General features: G+C 67.3%; 18 protein-coding genes. 7 read left to right on the top strand and 11 right to left on the bottom strand.

Going from position 1 to position 20,136, the window contains the following annotated elements; genetic code table 11:
• Nucleotides 1–3 precede the first annotated feature (3 nt).
• The 4 genes from BST38_RS15930 to BST38_RS15915 are packed head-to-tail and all read right to left on the bottom strand — an operon-like array spanning nucleotide 4 to nucleotide 3,341.
• On the bottom strand, nucleotides 4–417 hold the full coding sequence (locus BST38_RS15930) for a Zn-ribbon domain-containing OB-fold protein (protein WP_083144311.1): 414 nt from the start codon (nucleotides 415–417) through the stop codon (nucleotides 4–6).
• Nucleotides 417–971, bottom strand: coding sequence for an FAS1-like dehydratase domain-containing protein (locus BST38_RS15925; RefSeq protein ID WP_083144310.1), 555 nt, complete (start codon nucleotides 969–971; stop codon nucleotides 417–419). The genes BST38_RS15930 and BST38_RS15925 overlap by 1 nt, the downstream gene beginning before the upstream one ends.
• Before the next feature lie 16 nt (nucleotides 972–987).
• Nucleotides 988–2,169 carry an acyl-CoA dehydrogenase family protein gene (locus BST38_RS15920; protein WP_083144309.1) on the bottom strand — a complete coding sequence of 394 codons (1,182 nt, stop codon included), beginning with the start codon at nucleotides 2,167–2,169 and terminating at the stop codon, nucleotides 988–990.
• The gene (locus BST38_RS15915; protein ID WP_083144413.1) at nucleotides 2,169–3,341 is read right to left on the bottom strand and encodes a cytochrome P450; all 1,173 of its coding nucleotides are present in this window, start codon (nucleotides 3,339–3,341) and stop codon (nucleotides 2,169–2,171) included. The genes BST38_RS15920 and BST38_RS15915 overlap by 1 nt, the downstream gene beginning before the upstream one ends.
• A 287-nt stretch (nucleotides 3,342–3,628) precedes the next feature.
• Between BST38_RS15915 and BST38_RS15910 the strand changes: the two genes are divergently transcribed.
• Together BST38_RS15910 and BST38_RS15905 are read left to right on the top strand one after the other, a co-directional pair.
• A complete protein-coding gene (locus BST38_RS15910; protein WP_110781773.1) occupies nucleotides 3,629–5,089 on the top strand; it encodes an aldehyde dehydrogenase family protein in 1,461 nt (486 codons plus the stop codon).
• A gap of 5 nt (nucleotides 5,090–5,094) precedes the next feature.
• Nucleotides 5,095–7,494, top strand: coding sequence for a CaiB/BaiF CoA transferase family protein (locus BST38_RS15905; RefSeq protein ID WP_083144412.1), 2,400 nt, complete (start codon nucleotides 5,095–5,097; stop codon nucleotides 7,492–7,494).
• Nucleotides 7,495–7,502: 8 nt separating this feature from the next.
• Here BST38_RS15905 and BST38_RS15900 read toward each other — a convergent pair whose 3' ends face one another.
• The 3 genes from BST38_RS15900 to BST38_RS15890 form a co-directional block, all read right to left on the bottom strand.
• Nucleotides 7,503–7,976, bottom strand: a complete 474-nt coding sequence (locus tag BST38_RS15900; protein WP_083144307.1) for a MaoC family dehydratase — start codon at nucleotides 7,974–7,976, stop codon at nucleotides 7,503–7,505.
• A complete protein-coding gene (locus BST38_RS15895; RefSeq protein WP_110781771.1) occupies nucleotides 7,973–9,166 on the bottom strand; it encodes an amidohydrolase family protein in 1,194 nt (397 codons plus the stop codon). Before BST38_RS15895 ends, BST38_RS15900 begins: the two co-directional genes overlap by 4 nt.
• Nucleotides 9,167–9,254: 88 nt before the next feature.
• On the bottom strand, nucleotides 9,255–9,890 hold the full coding sequence (locus BST38_RS15890; protein WP_083144306.1) for a cysteine hydrolase family protein: 636 nt from the start codon (nucleotides 9,888–9,890) through the stop codon (nucleotides 9,255–9,257).
• Between the two features lie 53 nt (nucleotides 9,891–9,943).
• On the opposite strand from BST38_RS15890, the gene BST38_RS15885 reads away from it, so the two are divergent.
• Nucleotides 9,944–10,381, top strand: a complete 438-nt coding sequence (locus tag BST38_RS15885; protein ID WP_083144410.1) for a nuclear transport factor 2 family protein — start codon at nucleotides 9,944–9,946, stop codon at nucleotides 10,379–10,381.
• On the opposite strand, the gene BST38_RS15880 is transcribed toward BST38_RS15885, so the two are convergent.
• Nucleotides 10,371–11,270, bottom strand: coding sequence for a TIGR03619 family F420-dependent LLM class oxidoreductase (locus BST38_RS15880; protein ID WP_083144305.1), 900 nt, complete (start codon nucleotides 11,268–11,270; stop codon nucleotides 10,371–10,373). The two genes, BST38_RS15885 and BST38_RS15880, sit on opposite strands and share 11 nt — an antisense overlap.
• 14 nt (nucleotides 11,271–11,284) lie before the next feature.
• Nucleotides 11,285–12,394, bottom strand: coding sequence for an acyl-CoA dehydrogenase family protein (locus tag BST38_RS15875; protein ID WP_083144304.1), 1,110 nt, complete (start codon nucleotides 12,392–12,394; stop codon nucleotides 11,285–11,287).
• 110 nt (nucleotides 12,395–12,504) lie between these two features.
• Here BST38_RS15875 and BST38_RS15870 point away from each other — a divergent pair, with 110 nt between their 5' ends.
• Genes BST38_RS15870 through BST38_RS15855 form a run of 4 tightly spaced genes read left to right on the top strand, consistent with a single transcriptional unit; the run spans nucleotide 12,505 to nucleotide 17,432 of the window.
• Complete coding sequence (locus BST38_RS15870) at nucleotides 12,505–13,701, top strand: amidohydrolase family protein (protein WP_083144303.1); 1,197 nt, start codon at nucleotides 12,505–12,507, stop codon at nucleotides 13,699–13,701.
• 7 nt (nucleotides 13,702–13,708) lie between these two features.
• Nucleotides 13,709–14,668 (top strand): acyl-CoA dehydrogenase family protein, encoded by a 960-nt coding sequence (locus BST38_RS15865; protein WP_083144302.1) that lies wholly within the window; start codon nucleotides 13,709–13,711, stop codon nucleotides 14,666–14,668.
• Nucleotides 14,665–15,867 carry an acyl-CoA dehydrogenase family protein gene (locus BST38_RS15860; RefSeq protein ID WP_083144301.1) on the top strand — a complete coding sequence of 401 codons (1,203 nt, stop codon included), beginning with the start codon at nucleotides 14,665–14,667 and terminating at the stop codon, nucleotides 15,865–15,867. Before BST38_RS15865 ends, BST38_RS15860 begins: the two co-directional genes overlap by 4 nt.
• Before the next feature lie 8 nt (nucleotides 15,868–15,875).
• Entirely contained in the window at nucleotides 15,876–17,432 is a 1,557-nt protein-coding gene (locus BST38_RS15855) for a class I adenylate-forming enzyme family protein (protein ID WP_083144409.1), read from the top strand.
• On the opposite strand, the gene BST38_RS15850 is transcribed toward BST38_RS15855, so the two are convergent.
• Together BST38_RS15850 and BST38_RS15845 are read right to left on the bottom strand one after the other, a co-directional pair.
• Nucleotides 17,429–18,613: an amidohydrolase family protein gene (locus tag BST38_RS15850; protein ID WP_083144300.1), complete on the bottom strand. Its 1,185-nt coding sequence runs from the start codon at nucleotides 18,611–18,613 to the stop codon at nucleotides 17,429–17,431. The two genes, BST38_RS15855 and BST38_RS15850, sit on opposite strands and share 4 nt — an antisense overlap.
• 118 nt (nucleotides 18,614–18,731) lie before the next feature.
• Entirely contained in the window at nucleotides 18,732–19,988 is a 1,257-nt protein-coding gene (locus tag BST38_RS15845; RefSeq protein WP_110781770.1) for an acyl-CoA dehydrogenase family protein, read from the bottom strand.
• Nucleotides 19,989–20,136: the final 148 nt, after the last annotated feature.

Genomic DNA, 20,136 nt, shown 5'->3' with positions numbered 1-20,136 from the left:
TCCTCAGCGCGCCGGCCGGAACTGGTGCAGCACCAGCTCTTCCCCGCTGGGAAGGGCCTCGAAGTTCTCGTAGAAGACTTCGACCGGCATGCCGACCTCGATCGCATCCGGTGCGATGTCACACAGGTTCGACACGATGCGGACCCCCTCGTCGAGTTCGATCAACGCGACGACGTACGGATACTCGAGGAACGGCAGCGGCGGGTACTGCGGCATCACGAAGCTGTAGACGGTGCCCCGTCCCGTGGACGCAACGTAGTCCCAGTTCAGCGACTGGCAGCTGCCGCACATCGGCCGCGGCGGAACGCGCAGCGTCGTGCAGTCGGTGCAGCGCTGGATCCGGAGTTCGTGCTCCTTGAGGCCGGACCAGAAGAACTCGGTGTCCGGGCTGATCGACGGGGCGAGTCTGCTGGCCATCATCCACCCGTCTTGAAGCGCAGGGTCCGGAACCACTGGCGGCCGATGACGTCGCCGTTCTGGTCGCGGTACGTGGTGACCCATGTGACGAAGTAGCCGTTTCCCATGGCCGTCTTCTTCTCGTCGGAGATCGACTCGAACACCGTCTCGGACGTGATCTCGTCTCCGACACGGGGATAGCGCTCGATCTCGAACTCCGAGTTGGTCGCGATGATGCCGGTATAGCCGGCGTCGGAAAGGAACTGCAGGGGGTTCTCACCCTTGATCTCGATCGGCACCCCGCCGCGTTCGTGGATGCCCTCCAACTTCGGCGGCGGCATCGTCCACGTCTGCAACATCACCGGCGGCGACACGATCGCGCCGTGCCGGGAGTTCTGCGCGAACTCCGGATCGAGGTACGCGGGATTCATGTCGTTCAGCGCGTACGCCCAGTGCCGGATCATCGCGGCGTTCACCGGGTCTGGCGCGTGCACCGGCTTGCCGACCCCGTCGGTCGGTGTGCCGATGAGCGCGTCGAGGCGTTCGCGCAGTTCGTCTTTGGCTGTATCGGTCACTGCAGGATTCCCTTTCTCAGGACGCTCGCATGTCGCGGGGTGCGCGTGGCATCCCGAGACCGGCCATGGCGATGATGTCGCGTTGAAGTTCGTTCGCACCGCCGCCGAAGGTGTTGATGACGGCGAGCCGGTAGGCGCTTTCGAGCTCCCCCTTCAGCGGGGCATCGGCGCCCTTGCGGGTGCCGGCCTGGCCGACCACGTCGAGCAGTTCGCGGGCCACCTGCTGGGTGAGTTCAGTCCCGAAAACCTTTGCCGCCGAGGCCTCGCCCATGCCGAGGGCGCCGGCTCCCATGTTGGTGTTGACGCGCAGGTTGAGCAGGCGGTAGGCGGCGACCTGCGCCTCGACCCGGGCCAGGGCCTGCTGGACCCACGGCTGGTCGATGACGCGCCCGTCGTCGAGCGGTGTCGTCCTGGCCCACTCCAGGGTCTTGGCGAACAGCGGCTCGAGCGCACCGAGGTTCCCCAGTGCGGCGCGCTCCAGGTTCAGCTGGTTGGTCACCAGCTTCCAACCCTGGTTCTCCCCGAGCACGATCGCGCTCTCGGGGACCCGCACGTCGTCGTAGAACGTGTAGTAGGTCGACACACCGGGCATCGTGTGCAGCGGCTTCCACGAGAACCCGGGGGAGTCGGTCGGCACGATGAACACGGTGATGCCCTTGTGCTTCTTGGCTTCCGGGTCGGTCCGCGCCGCAAGCCAGACGTAGTCGGCGAACTCCGCCCCACTGGTGAACATCTTGGATCCGTTGATGACGAACTCGTTCCCGTCGCGCACCGCTGTCGTCCGCAACGACGCGAGGTCGCTTCCCGCGCCGGGTTCGGAGTAGCCGATCGCGAAGTCCACGCGACCCTTCAGGATCGCGGGAAGGAATTTCTGTTTCTGCTCCTCGGTGCCGTACTCGATGAGCGTCGGCCCGACGGTGTTGAGCGTGATCATCGGCAGTGGCGCGTTCACGCGGCGCGCCTCCTCGTTGAAGATGTACTGCTCCAACGCGGTCAGCCCGCGTCCGCCGAACTCGACGGGCCACGCCACACCGAGCAGACCCGCTTCGCCGAGCGCCTTCCTGCACTCGGTCATCGCGGCGCCGCCCTCCATCAGACCCGCGACGGCCGCCCGGCGCTCCGGGGTCATCACGGCCTCCAGTCGCTCCCGGAACTCCTTGCGGAGTTGTTCCTGTTCCGGGGTGTAATCGAAGTCCATCAGACACTCGCTTTCAGGCGCACCGGCATACGTTTGACGCCCGGCACCATCGTCGCCCGCAGCCGCGTCACGTCACCGGTCAGTTCGATGCTGGGGTACGCGCCGAGCAGTACCTCGAACATCACCCTCGCCTCCAGTCGTGCCAGCTGCGCTCCCAGGCAAGCGTGTTCACCCGCACCGAAGGCGATGTGCGGGTTCGGGTTCCGGGTGATGTCGAACTGCTCGCTGGTCGGTCCGAAGATCTCCTCGTCCCGATTCGCGGCGCCGTAGAGCATCACCACGGTGTCGCCGGCCTTGATCTGCTGTCCCCGGATGTCGACATCGGCGGTGGCCCTGCGCGCCATGTGGGTGACCGGGCTGGTGTACCGCAGCATCTCCTCGACCGCGCAGGTCAGCAGCGACGGATCGGAGCGAAGCATCGCCAACTGGTCCGGATGCTCGAGCAGCGCCGCGGTGCCGAGCGCGATGAGGTTGCGCGTGGTCTCGTTGCCCGCGACCAGAAGCAGAAACGAGAAATTGAGCAGGTCGGCGTCCGTGAGACGCTCACCGTCGACCTCCGCGGCGGCGAGGATGCTCAACAAATCGTCTTGCCCGGTCACCCGGCCGGACCGGCGGTCCTCGATCAGCGCGGTGAAGTACTCGTAGAGCTCACCCAGGGCGACCAGCGAATCCATCTCGATGTCCGGGTCCGCCGTCCCGACGGCCGCATCGGACCAGGTGCGGAATCTCTCCCAATCCTCCGGCGGCGCGCCGAGCATCTCGGCGATCATCCGGGTCGGCAGCGGTGCCGCGATCTCCTCGGCGAACTCGTACTCGCGGGACGGGTCGATGCCCTCGACGATGTCCGCGACGATGCGCCGGACCGTGGGCTCCAGCAATGTCACCTGACGACGGGTGAAGCCCGCGTTGATCAGCTTGCGCAACTGACGGTGCCGAGGCGGATCGGTGAAGATCAGGTTGCCTTCCTGGACCGGCTCGGGCTGCTCGGGATCGGGGATGGTGATGCCCTTGGTCGACGAGAACAGCCCCGGATGCCCGGACACGAAGCGGACGTCCTCGTATTTGGTCAGGGCCCAGAAGTTCGTGGTGTCGTTCCACACCACCGGGGTGGTCTTCCGCAGTTCCCGGTAGGCCGGGTACGGGTCGCCGGCGTAGAAGTCCGGCGAATGCAGCGGATGCGTGGAGGTCGGTCTTGGCTTCACATCGGGCCGGGATTCAGTGGGCACGCAGGATTCTCCTCAAACGTCATCTGTCGGACAGATACCGACAGATTGTCCGGCTGCTCTGTGTCTACCGCACCGGCAGCGGAGGTGTCAATCGTTGTTTGCCCAGCGTAAACGGTATTAGCCATTGACGTACTGACTTCGGTCGGTGTACACACAAGTCGCAGATGTCGGATATCTCGGTGCACATGCACGGCCGGCCACCATCTGTAGGGCAACCAGGAAGGTCCAGTGATCTGATGGCCTCGTCCAGCCTCGTCGACGACTACGACCTGTTCATCAACGGCAACTGGGTGCCCGCGGACGGCGCCCGCTATGAGGTCACCAACCCGTCCACCGGCGAGGTGCTCGCGACGGCGCCCGATGCCGGGGTGGCGCAGGTCGAACAGGCCATCGCCGCGGCGCGGACGGCGTTCGACTCCGGCCCCTGGGCCACGGCCGCGCCGGAGGAGCGGGCCAGATGTCTGCAGCAGTTCAGTGATGCGCTGCTCGCCCACGGCGACGACATCTACGCCCTCGCGCAAGCGGAGTGGGGCTGTACGGCGAACGAGCGACTGATCCATGTGGACGGCCCGGCGTTCATGGCCGGTCACTCCGCCGAACTCGCCCTCGAGCCGGCCGAGGCGCCGATGGACGCGTGGGGAGCGGCGGGCACGACGCTGCTGCGGTACGAACCTCTCGGCGTGGTCGCGGTCATGACACCGTGGAACTTTCCGCACACGCTCAACGTGATGAAGGTCGGGGCCGCGCTGGCCGCGGGCAACACGCTCGTGCTGAAGCCCTCGCCGCTGACCCCCCTGGCGGGTCTGGCGCTCGCGCGAATCATCAAGGAGGAAACTGACATTCCGCCCGGGGTCGTCAACGTCGTGACCCCGGCCGGAGTGGAGGCGAGCAGGGTTCTGACCCTGGATCCCCGGGTGGACATGGTCAGCTTCACCGGTAGTTCGGCGGTGGGCAGGGATGTGATGGCCGGTGCGGCGGGGACGATGAAACGGATCCTGCTGGAATGCGGCGGAAAGTCGGCCAGCGTGCTCCTCGACGATGTCGAGTTGAGCGACGAGCTGCTCGAGCGTCTGCTCTTCGAAGGGTGCACCCTGCACGCCGGGCAGGCGTGCATCCTCAACAGCCGGCTGGTGGTGCCCGCCGAACGCCACGACGAGGTCGTGGCCCGGCTGGTGGACCTCGCGCGCGCCGTGACGGTCGGTAACCCCGCCGACGACGGTGTCGACATGGGGCCGCTGATCAGCAGGGAGCATCTGGAGCGGGTGCGCGGCTTCGTCCGGCGCGCCGAAGCCGACGGAGCCAAGGTGGTGACCGGTGGCGGTACTCCCGGAAACCGTTCGGCCGGAAACTTTTTCGAACCGACGATCCTGACTGATGCCGGCCCCGACTCGTTCATCGCGCAGGAGGAGGTGTTCGGACCGGTGCTGACGGTACTGCGGCATCGCGGTGACGACGACGCCGCGGCCATCGCCAACAACTCCCCGTACGGGCTGGGCGGTGCGGTCTGGGGTGGGGATGTCGAGCGCGCCCTCGCGGTCGCCCGCCGCATCAGGACCGGTCAGGTCTCCATCAACGGCACGATCCCCGGCGACGCCCCGTTCGGCGGCTTCAAGCAGAGCGGCATCGGTCGCGAGGGGGGAGTGATGGGGCTGCGGGCCTATATGGAGCCGAAGGCGATCGGGGTGCCCGCGTGAGCGACGTGAGTCCGGCACTGGCCGGTCTGCGCGTCGTCGAACTGGGCAGCCAGATCGCGGCGCCCTACTGCACCAAACTTCTCGTCGACCTCGGCGCCGAGGTCTGCAAGATCGAGTCCCCTTCGGGCGATCCGCTGCGCCGCTGGGGTCCGTTCCGCGACGAGACCGCCGAACGCGGCGGACTGTTCGAGTACCTGAACGCCGGAAAGCACGGTCTGACAGTAGATCTGACGACGCCCGCAGGTCTGGCGCAGGTCCACGAGCTGCTCGCGCGGGCCGATCTTCTGGTCGAAGACCTCCCACCCGGGTCGGCCGACCGGTTCGAGTGGGGGCTCGACCGTGACGCGCTGCAGCGGATCAACAGCGATCTGGTCGTCGTACGGGTGTCCGACTACGGCCAGGACGGCCCTCGGCGGGATCAGCCGTCGACATCGCTGACGCTGCAGGCGGCGTCGGGATGGGTCAACACCCGCGAGTTCGGCCGCCCGCCGGTTCAGGCCGGCGCGCGCATCCCCGAGTACATCGCCGGGGGTTATGCGGCGCTGGCGGCGCTGACCGCGCTGCGGGTCGCCGACGGGGAGCGGGGCCGCGTCGTCGAGGCCGACGTGTCGACGTTCGAGTCGCTGTTGAGCACGTTGCCGTATCCGATGTTGATGGCGGACCGTTTGAAGAGCCTCGGTCTGCCGACCAACTCGAAGGCGGCACCGATGCTCGGCATCGTCCGCGCCGCCGACGGCTGGATCGGCATCAACTGTCTGACCGGGCAGCACTGGCTGGACGTCTGCGCGATGGTCGGCCTGCCGGAGTTCGGCGAACATCAACTCGCCATCATGCTCGGCGGCCCGGAACGCGACGAGTTCTTCGCCAAGGCGCAGCCCTGGCTGGATTCGATGCCGGTCGCCGACCTCGTCGAGCTAAGCCAGGCCATGCGCATCCCCGCCGCGCCGATCAACGACGGCGCGACCATCCTGGACTGTCCCCAGTACCGCGACCGCGGGTTCTTCGTCGAGGGTGGATCCGATGCCGGCGCGCGGGCGGAGCCGTTCCGCAGGCCCGGTGCCCCGTTCCGGCTGTCCAAGACGCCGGTGCCCCCACCACGGCCCGCGCCGGTGCTCGGCGCGAGTGCCCCTACGCCGTGGGACGACCGCGGGGAGCGCGGCGCGGCCTCCATCGCGGACGGCGCGAGTCCGTTCGCGGGCCTGAAGGCCTTCGACCTCAGTACGTTCTGGGCCGGTGCGTATCTGACCTGCTACCTCGGCGCGTTCGGCGCCGACGTCGTCAAGGTCGAGTCGGTCCAGCGTCCGGACGGGCACCGGTACTCGGGTTCGCTCCTGCGAAGCAGTGACCGGTGGTACGACATCGGGCCGCTGTGGCAGGGCACCAACCTCAACAAGCGGGACATCACCCTCGACCTCGGCACCGACGTGGGCCGGGACCTGGCCATGCGGCTCGCCGCGGACGCCGATGTGGTGATTGAGAACTTTTCCCCGCGGGTCGTCGAGCAGTTCGGGCTGGACTACGACTCCCTGGCGAAGATCAATCCTGGGGTGGTCATGGTCCGGATGCCCGGATTCGGGCTGGACGGACCGTGGCGCGACTACGTCGGCTGGGCACTCAACATCGAACAGCTGGCCGGGATGTCGGCGGTGACCGGATACGCCGACGGGCCGCCGTGCAACCTGCAGGGGCCCGCCGACCCGATCGCCGGGGTGCATGCGACGGTGGCGCTGCTCGCCGCGCTCGACCACCGGCGCCGCACCGGTGAGGGACAACTGATCGAGGTGGCGCAGATCGAGGTCGGTGCCGCCGTGACCGCCGAACCCGTCATCGAGTACTCGATGACCGGACGGGTGCGCGAACGGGAGGGCAACCGGCACCGCGCCTACGCGCAGGGCGTCTACCCCACACAGGGGGAGGACGACTGGATCGCGGTCTCGGTGCGCGACGACACCGACTGGGCCTGCGTGACCGAGGTCATCGGCCGGCCCGAGCTGCAGGAGGATCCGCGATTCGGTTCGGCGGCCGCCCGATTGCGCCACCATGACGAATTCGACGCGGTGATCGCCGAATACGCCGCGGCCATCCGTGCCGAGGATTTCGCCGAGGCGCTGTCGGCACGTGGGGTGCCCGCCGCGCGACTGATGACGGCCGATCGCATGTACGAGGTCGACCAACTCGACGCGCGCGGGTTCTATGTTGACCTCGACCACGAGATCGCGGGACGACAACGGTTCCCCGGCTGGCCGTTTCGGATCACGCCGGGTCCGGCGCGACACCATCGCATGCCGTCTCCCACTCTCGGTCGGCACAACGACGAGGTGCTCGGTGAGATGGGGCTGACGCCCGAGGAAATCACGGAGCTGCGCGAGCAGGGCGTCATCGGCGAGCGTCTGCTCAACGCTTGACGTGCGGCTCAGCCCACCATCGCGGCGATGGTGTCGACCACGCAGGCCGGCCGGTCGGATCCGTCGACCTCGACGGTGACACGCACGGTGGCTCTGGCCCCCTTGTCGGTGCGCTCCACCTTGAGCAACTCGGCGCCGGCGCGGATGCGGGAGTCGACCGGTACCGGTGCTGGGAACCGTAGTTTGTCGACGCCGTAGTTCACCTGCATCGACAGGCCCGTGACCCGGTAGATCTGTTGGACGAGAATCGGCACCAGCGACAGCGTGAGATAGCCGTGGGCGATCGTCTTGCCGTAGGGGCCCTGTGCGGCCTTCTCGGGGTCGACGTGGATCCACTGGTGGTCGCCCGTCGCCTCGGCGAACAGGTCGATCTCGCGCTGGGTAACCTGATGCCATCCGCTGTAGCCCAGGTGCTCACCGACGTGTGCCTCGAACGCGTCGACTCCGTCGTACAGCGTGGGCGTGGCCGCCGTCCGGGTCATACCGAAACCTTCAGGCCCAGTGCCTCGATCGCGTTGCCGCCCATGATCTTCGCCGTGGCCGACTCGGAGACTCCGGCGAGCCGGTCCACGAAGCTCAGCGGATCGCCGATGCCCTCCGGATGCGGGAAGTCGGATCCGAACATCACATGGTCCTCGCCCATGATCTCGATGATTCCCTTGATGTCGTCTTCGAGGAACGGGTGGATGTAGACGTTGCGCTTGAACACCTCGACCGGGTGCTCGTCGAACTCCTTGGGCATCGTCCGGTAGGCCTTGTCCAAGAGGCGCAACAGGTTTCGTACCCATCCGCTGCCGTTCTCGACAACCAGGACCTTCAGGTCGGGGAAGCGTGAGAGCGCCCCGTGGCAGATCAACGCGGCGAGCGTGTCCTCCATGGCGCGGAAGCCCATCACGACCTCTCGCAGCGCGCTCGGTTTGAAGGACAGGTACTCGTCGCCGCCCTCCCACTCCATCAGGTGCTTCTGATACCCGCTGTCGGAGGCGTGGAACGTCACCGGGATGCCGGCGTTGACGACCTCCTGCCAGAACGGGTCGTACTCCGGAAGGCCCATCGAGCGTGACCCGCCGAAACGGCTCGGCACCGGGGCCGGACGGACCAGGAAGGTCTTCATCCCGCGCTCGAGGCACCAATGGAACTCCTTGATCGCCTCGTCGACCAGAGGCAGGCAGATCACCGGGGTGGCGAAGATCCGGTTCTCGTAGTTGAACGTCCAATGCTCGTACATCCACTCGTTGAGCGCGTGAATGATCGCATGGGTCAGGACGACATCGTCGGTGGTCCGTTCCTCGATCAGGCTCGCCAGCGTCGGGTACATCACGCACTGGTCGATCCCGAGTTCGTCCATCAGCTCCAGGCGCGGCGCGGGGTGCTGAAAGGCCGGGATGACATCCATTGGCTCCCCGATGAACTCACGGAAGTTCAGCCCTTCGGGATTGTTGCCGAGGAAGTAGTCCTCGGCACTGCCCGGCCGGGCCACCCGCTCGAACGTCGGGTTCGGGATCATGTGGCTGATGTGATCCTTGACCACGAGCTTGGGCCGGCCGTTGACCTCGACGTAGCCGACCTTGCCTCGATGCTGTTTCGGCAGGTACTTCGTGAGGGCGTCCGTCGTCTCGTACATGTGGTTGTCGATGTCGAAGACCGGGTACGGCAGGGACCGGGTAGGCACGTGTCCAACCTCCTCAGAGCTGCGAATATGAGCATTTACACTTAGTGAAAATGACGTTATCACCAAGCGGAGGCAACATCCATACCGGCTAACCGGCTGCCGATTCCTTCCATGCGGCCACCACCGCGTCGGTGGTGGTCACCGTCGCGAGCAGGGCCAGGGTGTTGTCGATGACCGACTCCGCGTACTCGCGGGGGTACCCGCTCACCGCGTCGCGGGGGAGGACGAACTGGTAGCTGCGATTGACCGCATCCATGACGAAGTTGGTGATGGCCACGTTCACTGAAACGCCAACGCCCACAATGGTTCTGATGTTCAGGTTGCGCAACACGGAGTCGAGGTCGGTTCCGGTCATCGGCCCGACGCCGTGCAGACGGGTGAGTACGATGTCGCTGGGCTGCTGGCCGAGCTCGGGGAGCAGCGAGGCGCCGGGACTGCCGGGCGTCAGATCGGACGGAAACGACTTGCCCGCCATGAACAGTCTGGCGTTGGTGTTCGCGCCGCGGCCGTCGGGCCGCCTCTCGATCAGGCAGTGCACCACCGTGACCCCGGCCGCGTGGGCCGCCTCCAGCAGGGTGGCGATGTTGGGCACCGCCTCGCGGCGGGCCTCGTCGGCGAGCATCGGCAGCCCCGCTTGCGCGCCGATCACGCCGCCCTGGCATTCCTGGGTGACCAGCGCGGTGGTGGCGGGGTTGAGGAGCTCCTGCAGACGTGGTTGCGGCATGAGAACTCACGTTATCGTGGGATGCCAACTTATGTTCACATCGGAGGAAAATGATGGAGCTCTGGGAGCTCGATGCCCGAGAGTCCGTCCGGCAGACGCTTTCCGACTACACCGCGGCGACCGACTCGTTCGATCTGGCGGCACTGGCGCAGTGTTTCGGGCCGGACGGCGTCCTCGAGTTCACCGGCGGCGCGCAACCACTGATCGGACCGGCCGCGATCCGAACGGGCTTGGCGGCCGCGATGGCGAACGAGCCGGAGTCGGCACGGCGGAGCCCGTCGTACGTGCGCCATCACGTCGCCAGCATCCGGTTCGGGTCGGTGACACCGGAGCGGACCGAGGTGAGCAGCTACTTCGCGGTGTACACAGACGTCGGACTCGACCACTGGGGCCGCTACCGCGACGTGCTGGCCCCGATCGACGGCCGCTGGCTGTTCGCCCATCGGCGCGTCCGTGTCGACGGGTTCGCAGCGGTCAGCCTCATGCGATGAACTCCTGCGCGAACGACGTCGCGGTGTCGACGACCTCGGCCCGGTCCGCGCCCTGGCCGGCGATGGTCAGCCAGGTCACCCCCATCGCTTCCAGCTTCGCGATCGTCGCGTGCCGTTCGTCGGCAGATCGGCCGTCGTCGAGCAGGTTGCCCACCGAGAAACAGATGTCCAGCGGCTCGGTGCGGCCGATCTCGGCCGCGTACTTCTTGGCCCACCCGATCGCGGCCTCGAGCTCGTCGAGCGTGGAGATCTCGGCGGTGCGCGACGCCGCCGCGTAGCCGAAGGTGTTGAACGGGGCCCATCCCTGGGCGCGGGATACCGCGAGGCGCACGGCGGGCTTGCTGTTGCCTCCGATCCACACGGGCGGCGGGGTCGCGGGCAACGGCCGCAGCCGGACACCCCGCGCGGAGAATGTCGTTCCGTCGTAGGCGGTGTCGCCGCCGGTCATCACCTTGTCCAAGACGTCGAGAGCCTCGTCGAGCTGTGCGCCGCGGGTCTCGAAATCGACTCCCAGCGCCCTGAATTCGGGCTTGAGGTAGCCGGCGGCAGCACCCAGGATGAGCCGCCCGCCGGACAGCACCGACAGGCTCTGAATCGACTTGGCGCCCAGGAACGGGTTTCGGTACGCGGCGATGTAGACGTTGGTCAGCAGCTTGACCTCGCTGGTCGCCGCGGCGGCGAAAGACAGCGCCACGAACGGATCGAGCGCGTGGTGTCCGCCGTGGTCGAGCCACTTGGCGTCGGGGGCGGGGTGGTCGGTGACGTGCACCGCGGCGAACCCGGCTGCTTCGGCGGCACGGGACATCTCCGATATCGCCTCGGCGGAGACGAATTCATCCACCGCCTCCACCCGCTGTGTGGGGAGTTCGAGGGAGTACGAAATGGTCACGGTGGTCCTTCCGGCTAGGGGCTCGAGGAGGTGACGAGGGTGGCCAGGCGCTGGGCATGGTGGTCGGGGGTGCCGAAGATCAACTGGGTGGTTTTGGCGCGGCGCATGTAGAGGTGGGCATCGTGCTCCCAGGTGAACCCGATACCTCCGTGGATCCGCATATTGTCCAGCGCCACTTCGAGAAACGCCTCCGAGCACACCATCTTGGCTACCGAGGCCGCCACCGCCTGCTCGTCGCCGTCGGGGAGTCCGGCCGCGTATTCCGCGGCGGACCGGGCGCCCTCCACCAGTACCAGCATGTCCGCGCAGCGGTGCTTGACGGCCTGGAAGCTGCCGATGGAACGACCGAACTGGATACGTTCCCTGGCATAGGTCACGGCCATGTCGAGGCATCGCTGTGCGGCGCCGACCTGTTCGGCGGCGATGGCGATCACGGCGACCCGGTAGGCCTGCTCCAGGCCGGCGGCGGCGCCCCCGTCGGCGCCGATCAATGTTGCCGGTACGCCGTCGAAGCTCAGTGCGGCGACCTTGCGGGTGCGGTCGAGCGTCGCCATCGGCTGCCGACCGAGTCCTTCGGCAGGTGTCCTGACGGCGAACAGCGATGTGCCGTTTTCTGTGTTCGCCACGGCCAGAATCACATTCGCGGTGTGACCGTCCAGAACCCGATCAGCCCGGCCGGTCAGCCGATAATCGGTTCCGTCGCGGCGGGCCGTCAGTGACACCGCGGCGGGATCCCACGCATCCAACGTTCCGTTGAGCACCACGGTCGCGGTCTCGGAGCCGTCGACCAGCGCGGGCAGGTATCGCCGCATCGCGGTGTCGTCGCCGCTGGCGAGCAGTGTCGGCACTGCCAGTGCGACAGTGGAGAAGAACGGTGCGCACACCAGTGCTGCGCCCATCTCCTCGAAGACGACCGCGAGTTCCGGCAGACCGGCGCCCGCGCCGCCGTACTGCTCGGGGACGGCGATGCCGTGCAGGCCCAGTTCGTTGGCCATCTGTTCCCATACCGCTCGGTCGCAGCCCGCGTCGGTGGCCATCAGCTCACGGATTCTGGTCGACGGCGACACGGCGTCGAAGAACTCGCGTGCTGCCTGGCGGAGTGCGTCGGCCTCGCTGGCGGTCATGGGGTCCTTGGGGGGGCGATGTGTCCAACCGGGATATGCATTCTCGGCCGAGGATAGTATGTTTTCTGAATTGAGAGAATATTGATTCTCATCTGGGTGAAGGAGCGGTCGTGACGACGAAACTCGGCTACGGGATCTTTGACTGCGATACCCACTGCTACGAGACACGCGATGCGTTCACCCGGTATCTGCCCAGCCAGTTCCACGACCGCGCCATCGCTCCGGTGCGGGCGGCCGACGGAAACGAGGTCATCCTCGCCGGTCATCGGATCGCGACCTTCAACAGTGAGGCCGGGCTCGGCTTCGACCTCGCGTATCGGCCCGGATCGCTGAAGGAGATGCTCAAGCAGATGGGCTCGGGCAATCCCGACGAGACCTACGAGCCACAGCCGATGCAGCCGGAGTGGCTGGAGCGCGACGCCCGCCTGCAGGTGATGGAGCGCCAGAACGTCGAACGCGCGGTCATCTTCCCGGCGGGGATGGCGTTGGCCGCCGAGCACTACGTCGACGACACCGAGGCGTTGTATGCGAATCTGCGCTCGTTCAATCGCTGGTTCGACGAGACGTGGGGCTTCAACTACCGGGACAAGATCTACGCGACGGCGTTGTTGTCGCTGCGCGATCTGCCGTCGGCGATCGCCGAGACCGAGGCGATCATCGAGCAGGGGGTACGGATGGTGCTGCTGCCCACCGGGCCGGCCTACGGCCGTTCACCGGGCGATCCCTATTTCGACCCGATCTACGCCCGGCTGCAGGAGGCCGGTTGCACGCTGGTCTTCCACATCCAGCCGTACTGGTACTTCGACAACATCTCGCCGGCCTGGGGGCACAATCCCGACCCGGCGGCGTGGCACATGTCGGCCTGGCAGTGGATGAACGTCTACGGTCAACGGCCGATCGAGGACACGCTGTCGGCACTGATCTTCGACAATCTGTTCGGCCGTTTCCCCGGATTGAACGTTCTGGTCGCCGAGCACGGTGCGGAGTGGGTGCCGCAGTTCGTCGTCCACATGGACAAGAGCCGCGGGATGGGCCGGAACGGGCCGTGGATCGGCGGCAAGCTGACCGAACGCCCGTCGGAGATCTTCAGCAGGCACGTCGGTGTGGTGCCCTACCCCGAGGACGACATCCCCGCGATCGTGGCCCGGCTGGGCTACGACGAATGCCTGCTGATGGGATCGGACTACCCGCACGCCGAAGGCCTCGCCGAGCCCGCCGATTTCGTCAAGTTGCTCGACCCGCTGGACGACGCGGCCAAGAAGCGGATCATGCGGGACAACGCTGACCAACTGCTCGCCCGGAGTTGACCATCTGATGCCGGATGAGGACGTCGACCTCGATCTGCTGAGAGCGTCTGCGCGGGATTTCCTGGCCGACCGTGGAGAGAAGGAATCCGTCGAGGATCTCGCGGCGATGGACTGGACCGGGCTGCTCGTCGACGAGGAGCTCGGTGGGGCCGGGTGGCGCCCGGTCGAGAGCTGTGTCGTCGCCGAGGAACTCGGGCGCGCACAGGACCGGTCCGCGTGGTTCGGTACGACGCTGGCCGCCGCGGCGCTCGCCTCGGCGCCCGGCGAGGTCCGGGGTGCTTGGCTGCCGAAACTGCTGAACGGCACGGCGTCGGCGGCCGTGACCATCGCCGCCGACTCTGCGCGGGTGATCCGCGGCGACGACGTCGATGTGGTGGTCACTCTGGGCGCCAACGGAATTCACATGTTCGACGATCTCGATGCGCGACGCCGCCGGCTGGACGACGACCTCCTCGATGTGACCAGGCCGGTGTGGCGCGTCGACCTCAGCGGGTCGGCGGGCGCGCCGATCGGGTCCGCCGAGCGAGGCGACCGGTTGCTCGCGATGGCGAGGCTGCTCGTCACCGCCGACTCCGTCGGCGCGGTGTCGATGACCCGCGACCGGCTGACGGCCTATCTGAAGGACCGCGTCGCGTTCGGCAGGCCGATCGCCAGCTTCCAGGCGATCCAGCACCGGCTGGTGGAGGTGCTGGTGTTCGAGGTCAAGGCCCGCGCCGCGGTGATGAAGGCGACGCGCGCGATCGCCGCCGACGACGACTGCGCCACCGCGATGACGGCGGCCGCGCACGCGTTCGTCGCCGCGAACGCCACTGCGGCAGTGGACGAATGTATGCAACTGTCCGGCGGCATCGGATTCACCTGGGAGTATCCGCTGCACTACGAGCTGCGGAGGGTCTTCACCAACGCCCACCTGATCGGCACCGTCCGGTCGAGTCGTGCGCTGTACGCGGAGGTGTCCGGCTGGTGAGCGGTTACCGGAACCGGCCCAGCGCTGCGGCGCTGGAGGAGTTCAGAAGCCTCGTCCGGCGCCACATCGCCGACCATGCGCCGCCCATCGAGGCGCGCGAAGGGCATCGCGCTCCCGAGGACGCCGAGCAGGAAGCCCAGCTGCGCACTTGGTTCGCCGGCTTGTTCGACGCCGGGTTCGTCGGTGCGGATTGGCCGGTCGAATACGGCGGGCGCGCCGACCACCACCCGTTGCACGACCGCATCGTCAGCGAGGAGATCCTGCGGGCGCGCGCACCGCGGCCGGTCGATCAGGTGAACCTTGCCGCGCATGTGTTGCTGCACTTCGGCTCCGGGGAACAGAAGCGCAGACTGCTGCCGCCGATCCGGCGCAGTGAGCACGTCTGGTGTCAGTTGCTCAGCGAACCGGACGCCGGCAGTGACATCGCCGGCGTGCGCAGCCGCGGGGTTCGCCGGGACGACGGCACCTGGATCATCGACGGACAGAAGACCTGGATCACCGACGGGCACTGGGCCGATATGGGGTTGGCGCTGATCCGCACCGATCCGGCGTCCTCCCGCCACCACGGCCTGTCGGTGTTCGCCGTGCCGTTGTCGGCACCCGGAGTCGAGATCCGGCCGATCCGGACCGTCGGCGACGCGATCGAGGTCAACGAGGTGTTCATGACCGGCGTGGAGGTCGACGGCGACAACCTGATCGGTGACGCGGGCCAGGGCTGGTCGATCATCATGGCCGGACTCGATTTCGAACGCTTCGGCATCGGCGGCAACGTCGTCCTGCTGGAACTTCTGATCGACGACCTCGTGCTGGTCGCCCGGAACGGGTTGTTGGACGGCAGATCCGCGCTGGGACACACCGACATCCGGCAGACGATCGCGGAACTCGCCGTCGAGGTCGAGGCGGCGAAGGCATTCATCGACGACCATGTCGAGCGGCTCATCGCCGGTACGCAGGAACCGGCCGACGGTGCGATCGCCAAGTTGAGTTTCGCCGAGACCTACCACCGGGTTTCGGCCTACGGTGCGCAGCTCGCGGCTATCGTGTGCACCGACGGGTCGACGGACCCGGCGGTGTCGCAGGCCGAGGAGCGGTTGCGTGAATGCTGGCTGTGGTCACGCGCGTACACCGTCTCCGGGGGGAGCTCTGAGATGATGCGCAACATCCTCGCCAAGCGGCGGATGCTGCTGCCGAATTCGTGAGGTACGCGGTGTCCGGGGCGCAGACCTACTGGGACCTGGTGGAGTCGGCGGGCCGCGAGCATCCCGACCGGGTCGTGCTCGCCGACGACTTCGGACGTGACCTGACGTGTGCGCAACTGCGCGACGCGGCCGAGTGCACCGCCGCCGCCCTGGCCGAACACGGCGTCGCGGAAGGGACGGTCGTGTCCTGGCAGTTGCCGACCACGTTGGAGACGATGGTCGTGATGGTCGCGCTGACTCGACTCGGCGCCGTCCAAAATCCGATCCTGCCGATCTGGCGCGAGAGTGAAGTCGGTTTCGCCACAACCCAACTCGGCGCAGACGTGATCATCGTGCCGGGGACGTGGCACGGCTTCGACCATGTCGCCCTCGCGAACGACCTGGCGGACAGCCGGCCGATGAGCGTCGTGGTCGTCGATCACGGCGCACCCGTGGCCGCCGGGTTACGCGTTCCCTGTGGAGATCCGGCGGGACTCCCGGCGCCGCCGACGTCGGGAACCCTGCCCCGATGGGTCTACTACTCCTCCGGTACCACCGCGGCCCCGAAAGGTGTGCGGCACTGCGACCGATCGGTGATGGCCGGCTCGGCCGGTGTGGTCGGAATGGTCGGAGCCACCAGCCGCGACGTGAACCCGATCCCGTTCCCGATCTCGCATATCGGCGGTGCCGCGATGCTGGCCGCCGGCCTGCTGACCGGCATGCGGCTGGTGTTGTTCGACACGTTCGACCCGGTGTCGGGCCCGCACGCGATCGCGGCCCACCGGCCGACGCTGCTGGGTACGGCGACGCCGTTCTTCGTCGCCTACATGGCCGCACAGCGTGCACAGGGCAGTGAGCCGCTGTTTCCCGACCTCCGGGCGTGCCTGGGCGGCGGTGCACCGATCACCGCCGAACTGGGACGCCAGGTGCGCGAGACACTTTCGGTCGCCGGGGTCGCCAACGCGTGGGGGCTGACCGAGTTCCCGGTGGCCACGTCGCCGCCGCCGGACGGTGCGCCGGAGGTGCTCGATCACACGGTCGGGCGGCCGGTGCCCGGGGTGTCGGTGCGGGTGGTCGACGACTCCGGTCGGGAGGCGGCCGCGGGCGAAGAGGGGGAACTGCGGTTGAAAGGACCGCAGTGCTTCCTCGGCTACGTCGACGAGACGCTGAACGCCGACGCGTTCGACGCCGACGGCTGGCTCCGCAGCGGGGACTGGGGCCGCGTCGACTCCGCGGGCAATGTCGTGGTGACGGGCCGGATCAAGGACGCGATCATCCGCAACGCGGAGAACATCTCGGCGCTGGAGATCGAGGGTGTGCTGGCCACCCATCCGGCGGTGGCCGACATCGCGGTCATCGGCGTGCCGGACCCGCGCACCGGTGAGCGGGTGTGCGCTGTCGTCGTCGCGCAGCCCGGCGCCGAGGTCACGCTGGCGGCGCTGGCCGAGCACTGCCAGGCCCAGGGCCTGAGCAAGCACAAGTCACCCGAGAGCCTGCAGGTGGTGGACGCGTTGCCGCGCAACCTCACCGGCAAGGTGTTGAAGAACGAACTCCGGGCGCGGTTCGGCGCAATCCGCGCCGGTTAGATCCCGATCAGCTCCTTGAGGTTGCCGCCCATGACGCGTGCGGTGGTGTCGGCCGGCAAGTCCGCCAGTTCTTTGACGAACTCCGCGGGTTCGGCCAGCCCTTCCGGATGCGGGTAGTCCGACCCGAACATCACCCGGTCCGCACCCAATACGTCGATCAGATGCGATATGTCCTCCTCGTGGAACGGGTTGACCCAGATGTGCCGGCGGAAGACGTCGCCGGGGTGCTCGCTGAAGTCCTTGGGCTTTTTGCGATAGACCCGGTCGAACACCTCCATCAGGCGCTGCGCCCAGGAGCCGCCGTTCTCCACCACACCGATACGGACACCGGGGAAACGTTCGAACACCCCGTGGGCGATGAACGCCGCGAGGGTGTCGAAGATGTGGCGGCTCTCCTCGTAGATGAACCCGCGCAGCTTCGTCAGCTGGAAGCCCTGGAACTCTGCGCCGCTCTCCCAGTCGTCGACATAGCGGTCGTATCCGGAGTCCGCGTTGTGCATCTGGACCGATATGCCCGAGGACTCCACCAGCCGCCAGAAGTCGTCGAACTCCGGCAGTGCCGCCGAGCGGGAGCTGCCGTCTTCGCGGGGTACCGGCGCAGGCCTGATCAGCACCGTCCTGGCGCCGTTGTCCAGGCACCAGTGCAGTTCCTGCACGCCTTTGGCCGGGTCGTTCAGCGATATCGCCGGGACGGGGAAGATCCGGTCCTGATAGTTGAACGTCCAGTCCTCGAGCAGCCAGCGGTTGAACGCGTGGGTGATGGCGTGGGTCAACTCGGTGTCGGACTTGGTGCGCTCCTCGAGCATGCCCGCGGTGGTCGGGAACATCACGGCGCCGTCGACACCCTGACGGTCCATCAGGGCCAGGCGCAGATCCGGCCGCCGGAACTCGTCGGGGCAGCGGATCGGTTCGGCGAGCTCGCGCAGCGACTTGCCGTCCGGGTTGATGCCGCGGTAGTAGTCGGCCCACGCGCCCGGCGTCGGGATCACCTCGTAGGTCGGATTCGGGATCGTCTCGGTGATGACGCCGAGGATCTGCAGCTTCTTCCGTCCGTTGACATCGACGAATTTCAGTGCTTCCGAATACTTCTCGGGAAGGTAGCGGGTGTAGGCATCGATGGTCTCGTACATGTGGTTGTCGGCGTCCCATACTTCGAACGTCTTCGGATCGCTCACAGTAATTCCTCTCGATCGCCGTCCCTGCCGGTACGCGACGCTTCACCGGTATCGCCATTATCCCAAAATGAGAGCATATATTCTCGCGACGAAACGTCCATGCTCGGCTGCGGCATTCACGCGGTCAGGAGCGTGGAATCTCCTTCCAAGGCTTGCCCTTCCACGGGTCGGGTTCTTTGGGCAGTCCTAGCACGCGTTCCCCGAGGATGTTCTTGTTGATGTCGGTCGTGCCGCCCTCGGTGCCGTTGGCGAGACTGCGCAGCATGCCGTGTACCTCGCGTGGCAGCGCATCCGCATCGTCGCTCGCGGGCCAGGCCACCGCGGCGGTGCCGAGTAGATCCACCATCAAGTCCTGGATCTGCTGGTTGAGCCAGGCCTGATGGACCTTGCCGATCGACGACGCGGCGCCGGGGGACTGGCCGGCTGACAGCGCGGCACGCACCCGGGCATTGGTCCAGCCCCTGATCTGCTCCTGAGCCCACAGGCGCATGATCTTGCCGCGCACCAGCGGGTCCTCCCACCGGCCGGTTTCCCTGGCCAGTGAGATCAGACGGTCGGCCCCGGCACCGCCGAGGCGGCCCATGCCGCCGGATCCCGATCCGGACACCATCTGACGCTCGCTGGACAGCGTCGACGCACTCACTCGCCATCCGTTGTCGACGTCCCCGATCCGGTACGCGTCGGGGACCCGGGCGCCGTCGAGGAATACCTCGTTGAACTCCGCCTCGCCGGTGATCTGGCGCAGCGGCCGCACCTCCACACCGGGTTGGTTCATGTCGAGCAGAAAGTAGGTGATGCCTTGGTGTTTCGGCCGGTCGGGGTCGGTGCGGGCCAGCAACATCGCGAAATCCGCCTCGTCGGCCCAGGTGGTCCACACCTTCTGTCCGGATATCACCCAGTCGTCGCCGTCAGGAACAGCCCGGGTGGCCAGTGAGGCGAGGTCGGAGCCGGCGCCGGGTTCGCTGAAGAGCTGACACCACTTCTCCTCGTTGCGGACGATGGGCGGCAGGAAGCGCTGCCGTTGTTCTTCGGTGCCGTGACTGAACAGCGCCGCGGCGGCGTTGTTGAGCCCCAGTGGGTTGAGCCGGGTCAACCGCAGCGGCGCCAGCACCTGCTCGATGGCGCGTGCGACGTCGTTGCCGACGCCGAGGCCGCCGTGTTCGGGAAGCCAGGTCGGTGCCACCAGACCCGAACGTGCGAACGCCGGATACCACCGCCGGTAGTCGGCCGCGCTGCGGGCGGAGCGCAGTGCGGTCGGGCCCTCGGCGGCTGCTGCCCGCCAGTCGGCGGGTACCTCGGCTTCGACCCAGTCCCGGACCGCGCTGACGGCCTCGTCGGCGGAGGTCTGTGAGGTGATCGGCAGCGCTGCCTTGTCCGTCATCGACCGACGAGTTACTTGCCTTGTGTCCCAGTGGTGTTCACGGTGACCTTCGCCATCTGGGCCTGCCAGTCCGATCCACCCCCGTGATCGTGCTTGGACAGGGCTTTGATGGAGACGTCGTGGCCTTCGGCGGCTTTGCGTAGCGCGC

It is taken from the genome of Mycolicibacterium parafortuitum (assembly GCF_002086815.1).
In the GTDB taxonomy this organism is placed as follows: Bacteria; Actinomycetota; Actinomycetes; order Mycobacteriales; family Mycobacteriaceae; genus Mycobacterium; species Mycobacterium parafortuitum.
The sequence above is the reverse complement of the archived record's forward strand: the minus strand, read 5'-3'. Positions and strand labels throughout refer to the sequence as shown.

Bases quoted from the DNA above. Each gene is read 5' to 3' on its own strand.
- BST38_RS15890 (WP_083144306.1), bottom strand. From the start codon at position 9,890: ATGCCGCAACCACGTCTGCAGGAGCTCCTCAACCCCGCCACCACCGCG.
- BST38_RS15845 (WP_110781770.1), bottom strand. From the start codon at position 19,988: ATGACGGACAAGGCAGCGCTGCCGATCACCTCACAGACCTCCGCCGAC.
- BST38_RS15920 (WP_083144309.1), bottom strand. From the start codon at position 2,169: ATGGACTTCGATTACACCCCGGAACAGGAACAACTCCGCAAGGAGTTC.
- BST38_RS15930 (WP_083144311.1), bottom strand. From the start codon at position 417: ATGGCCAGCAGACTCGCCCCGTCGATCAGCCCGGACACCGAGTTCTTC.
- BST38_RS15900 (WP_083144307.1), bottom strand. From the start codon at position 7,976: ATGACCCGGACGGCGGCCACGCCCACGCTGTACGACGGAGTCGACGCG.
- BST38_RS15865 (WP_083144302.1), top strand. From the start codon at position 13,709: ATGCCGGATGAGGACGTCGACCTCGATCTGCTGAGAGCGTCTGCGCGG.
- BST38_RS15875 (WP_083144304.1), bottom strand. From the start codon at position 12,394: ATGACCGCCAGCGAGGCCGACGCACTCCGCCAGGCAGCACGCGAGTTC.
- BST38_RS15885 (WP_083144410.1), top strand. From the start codon at position 9,944: ATGGAGCTCTGGGAGCTCGATGCCCGAGAGTCCGTCCGGCAGACGCTT.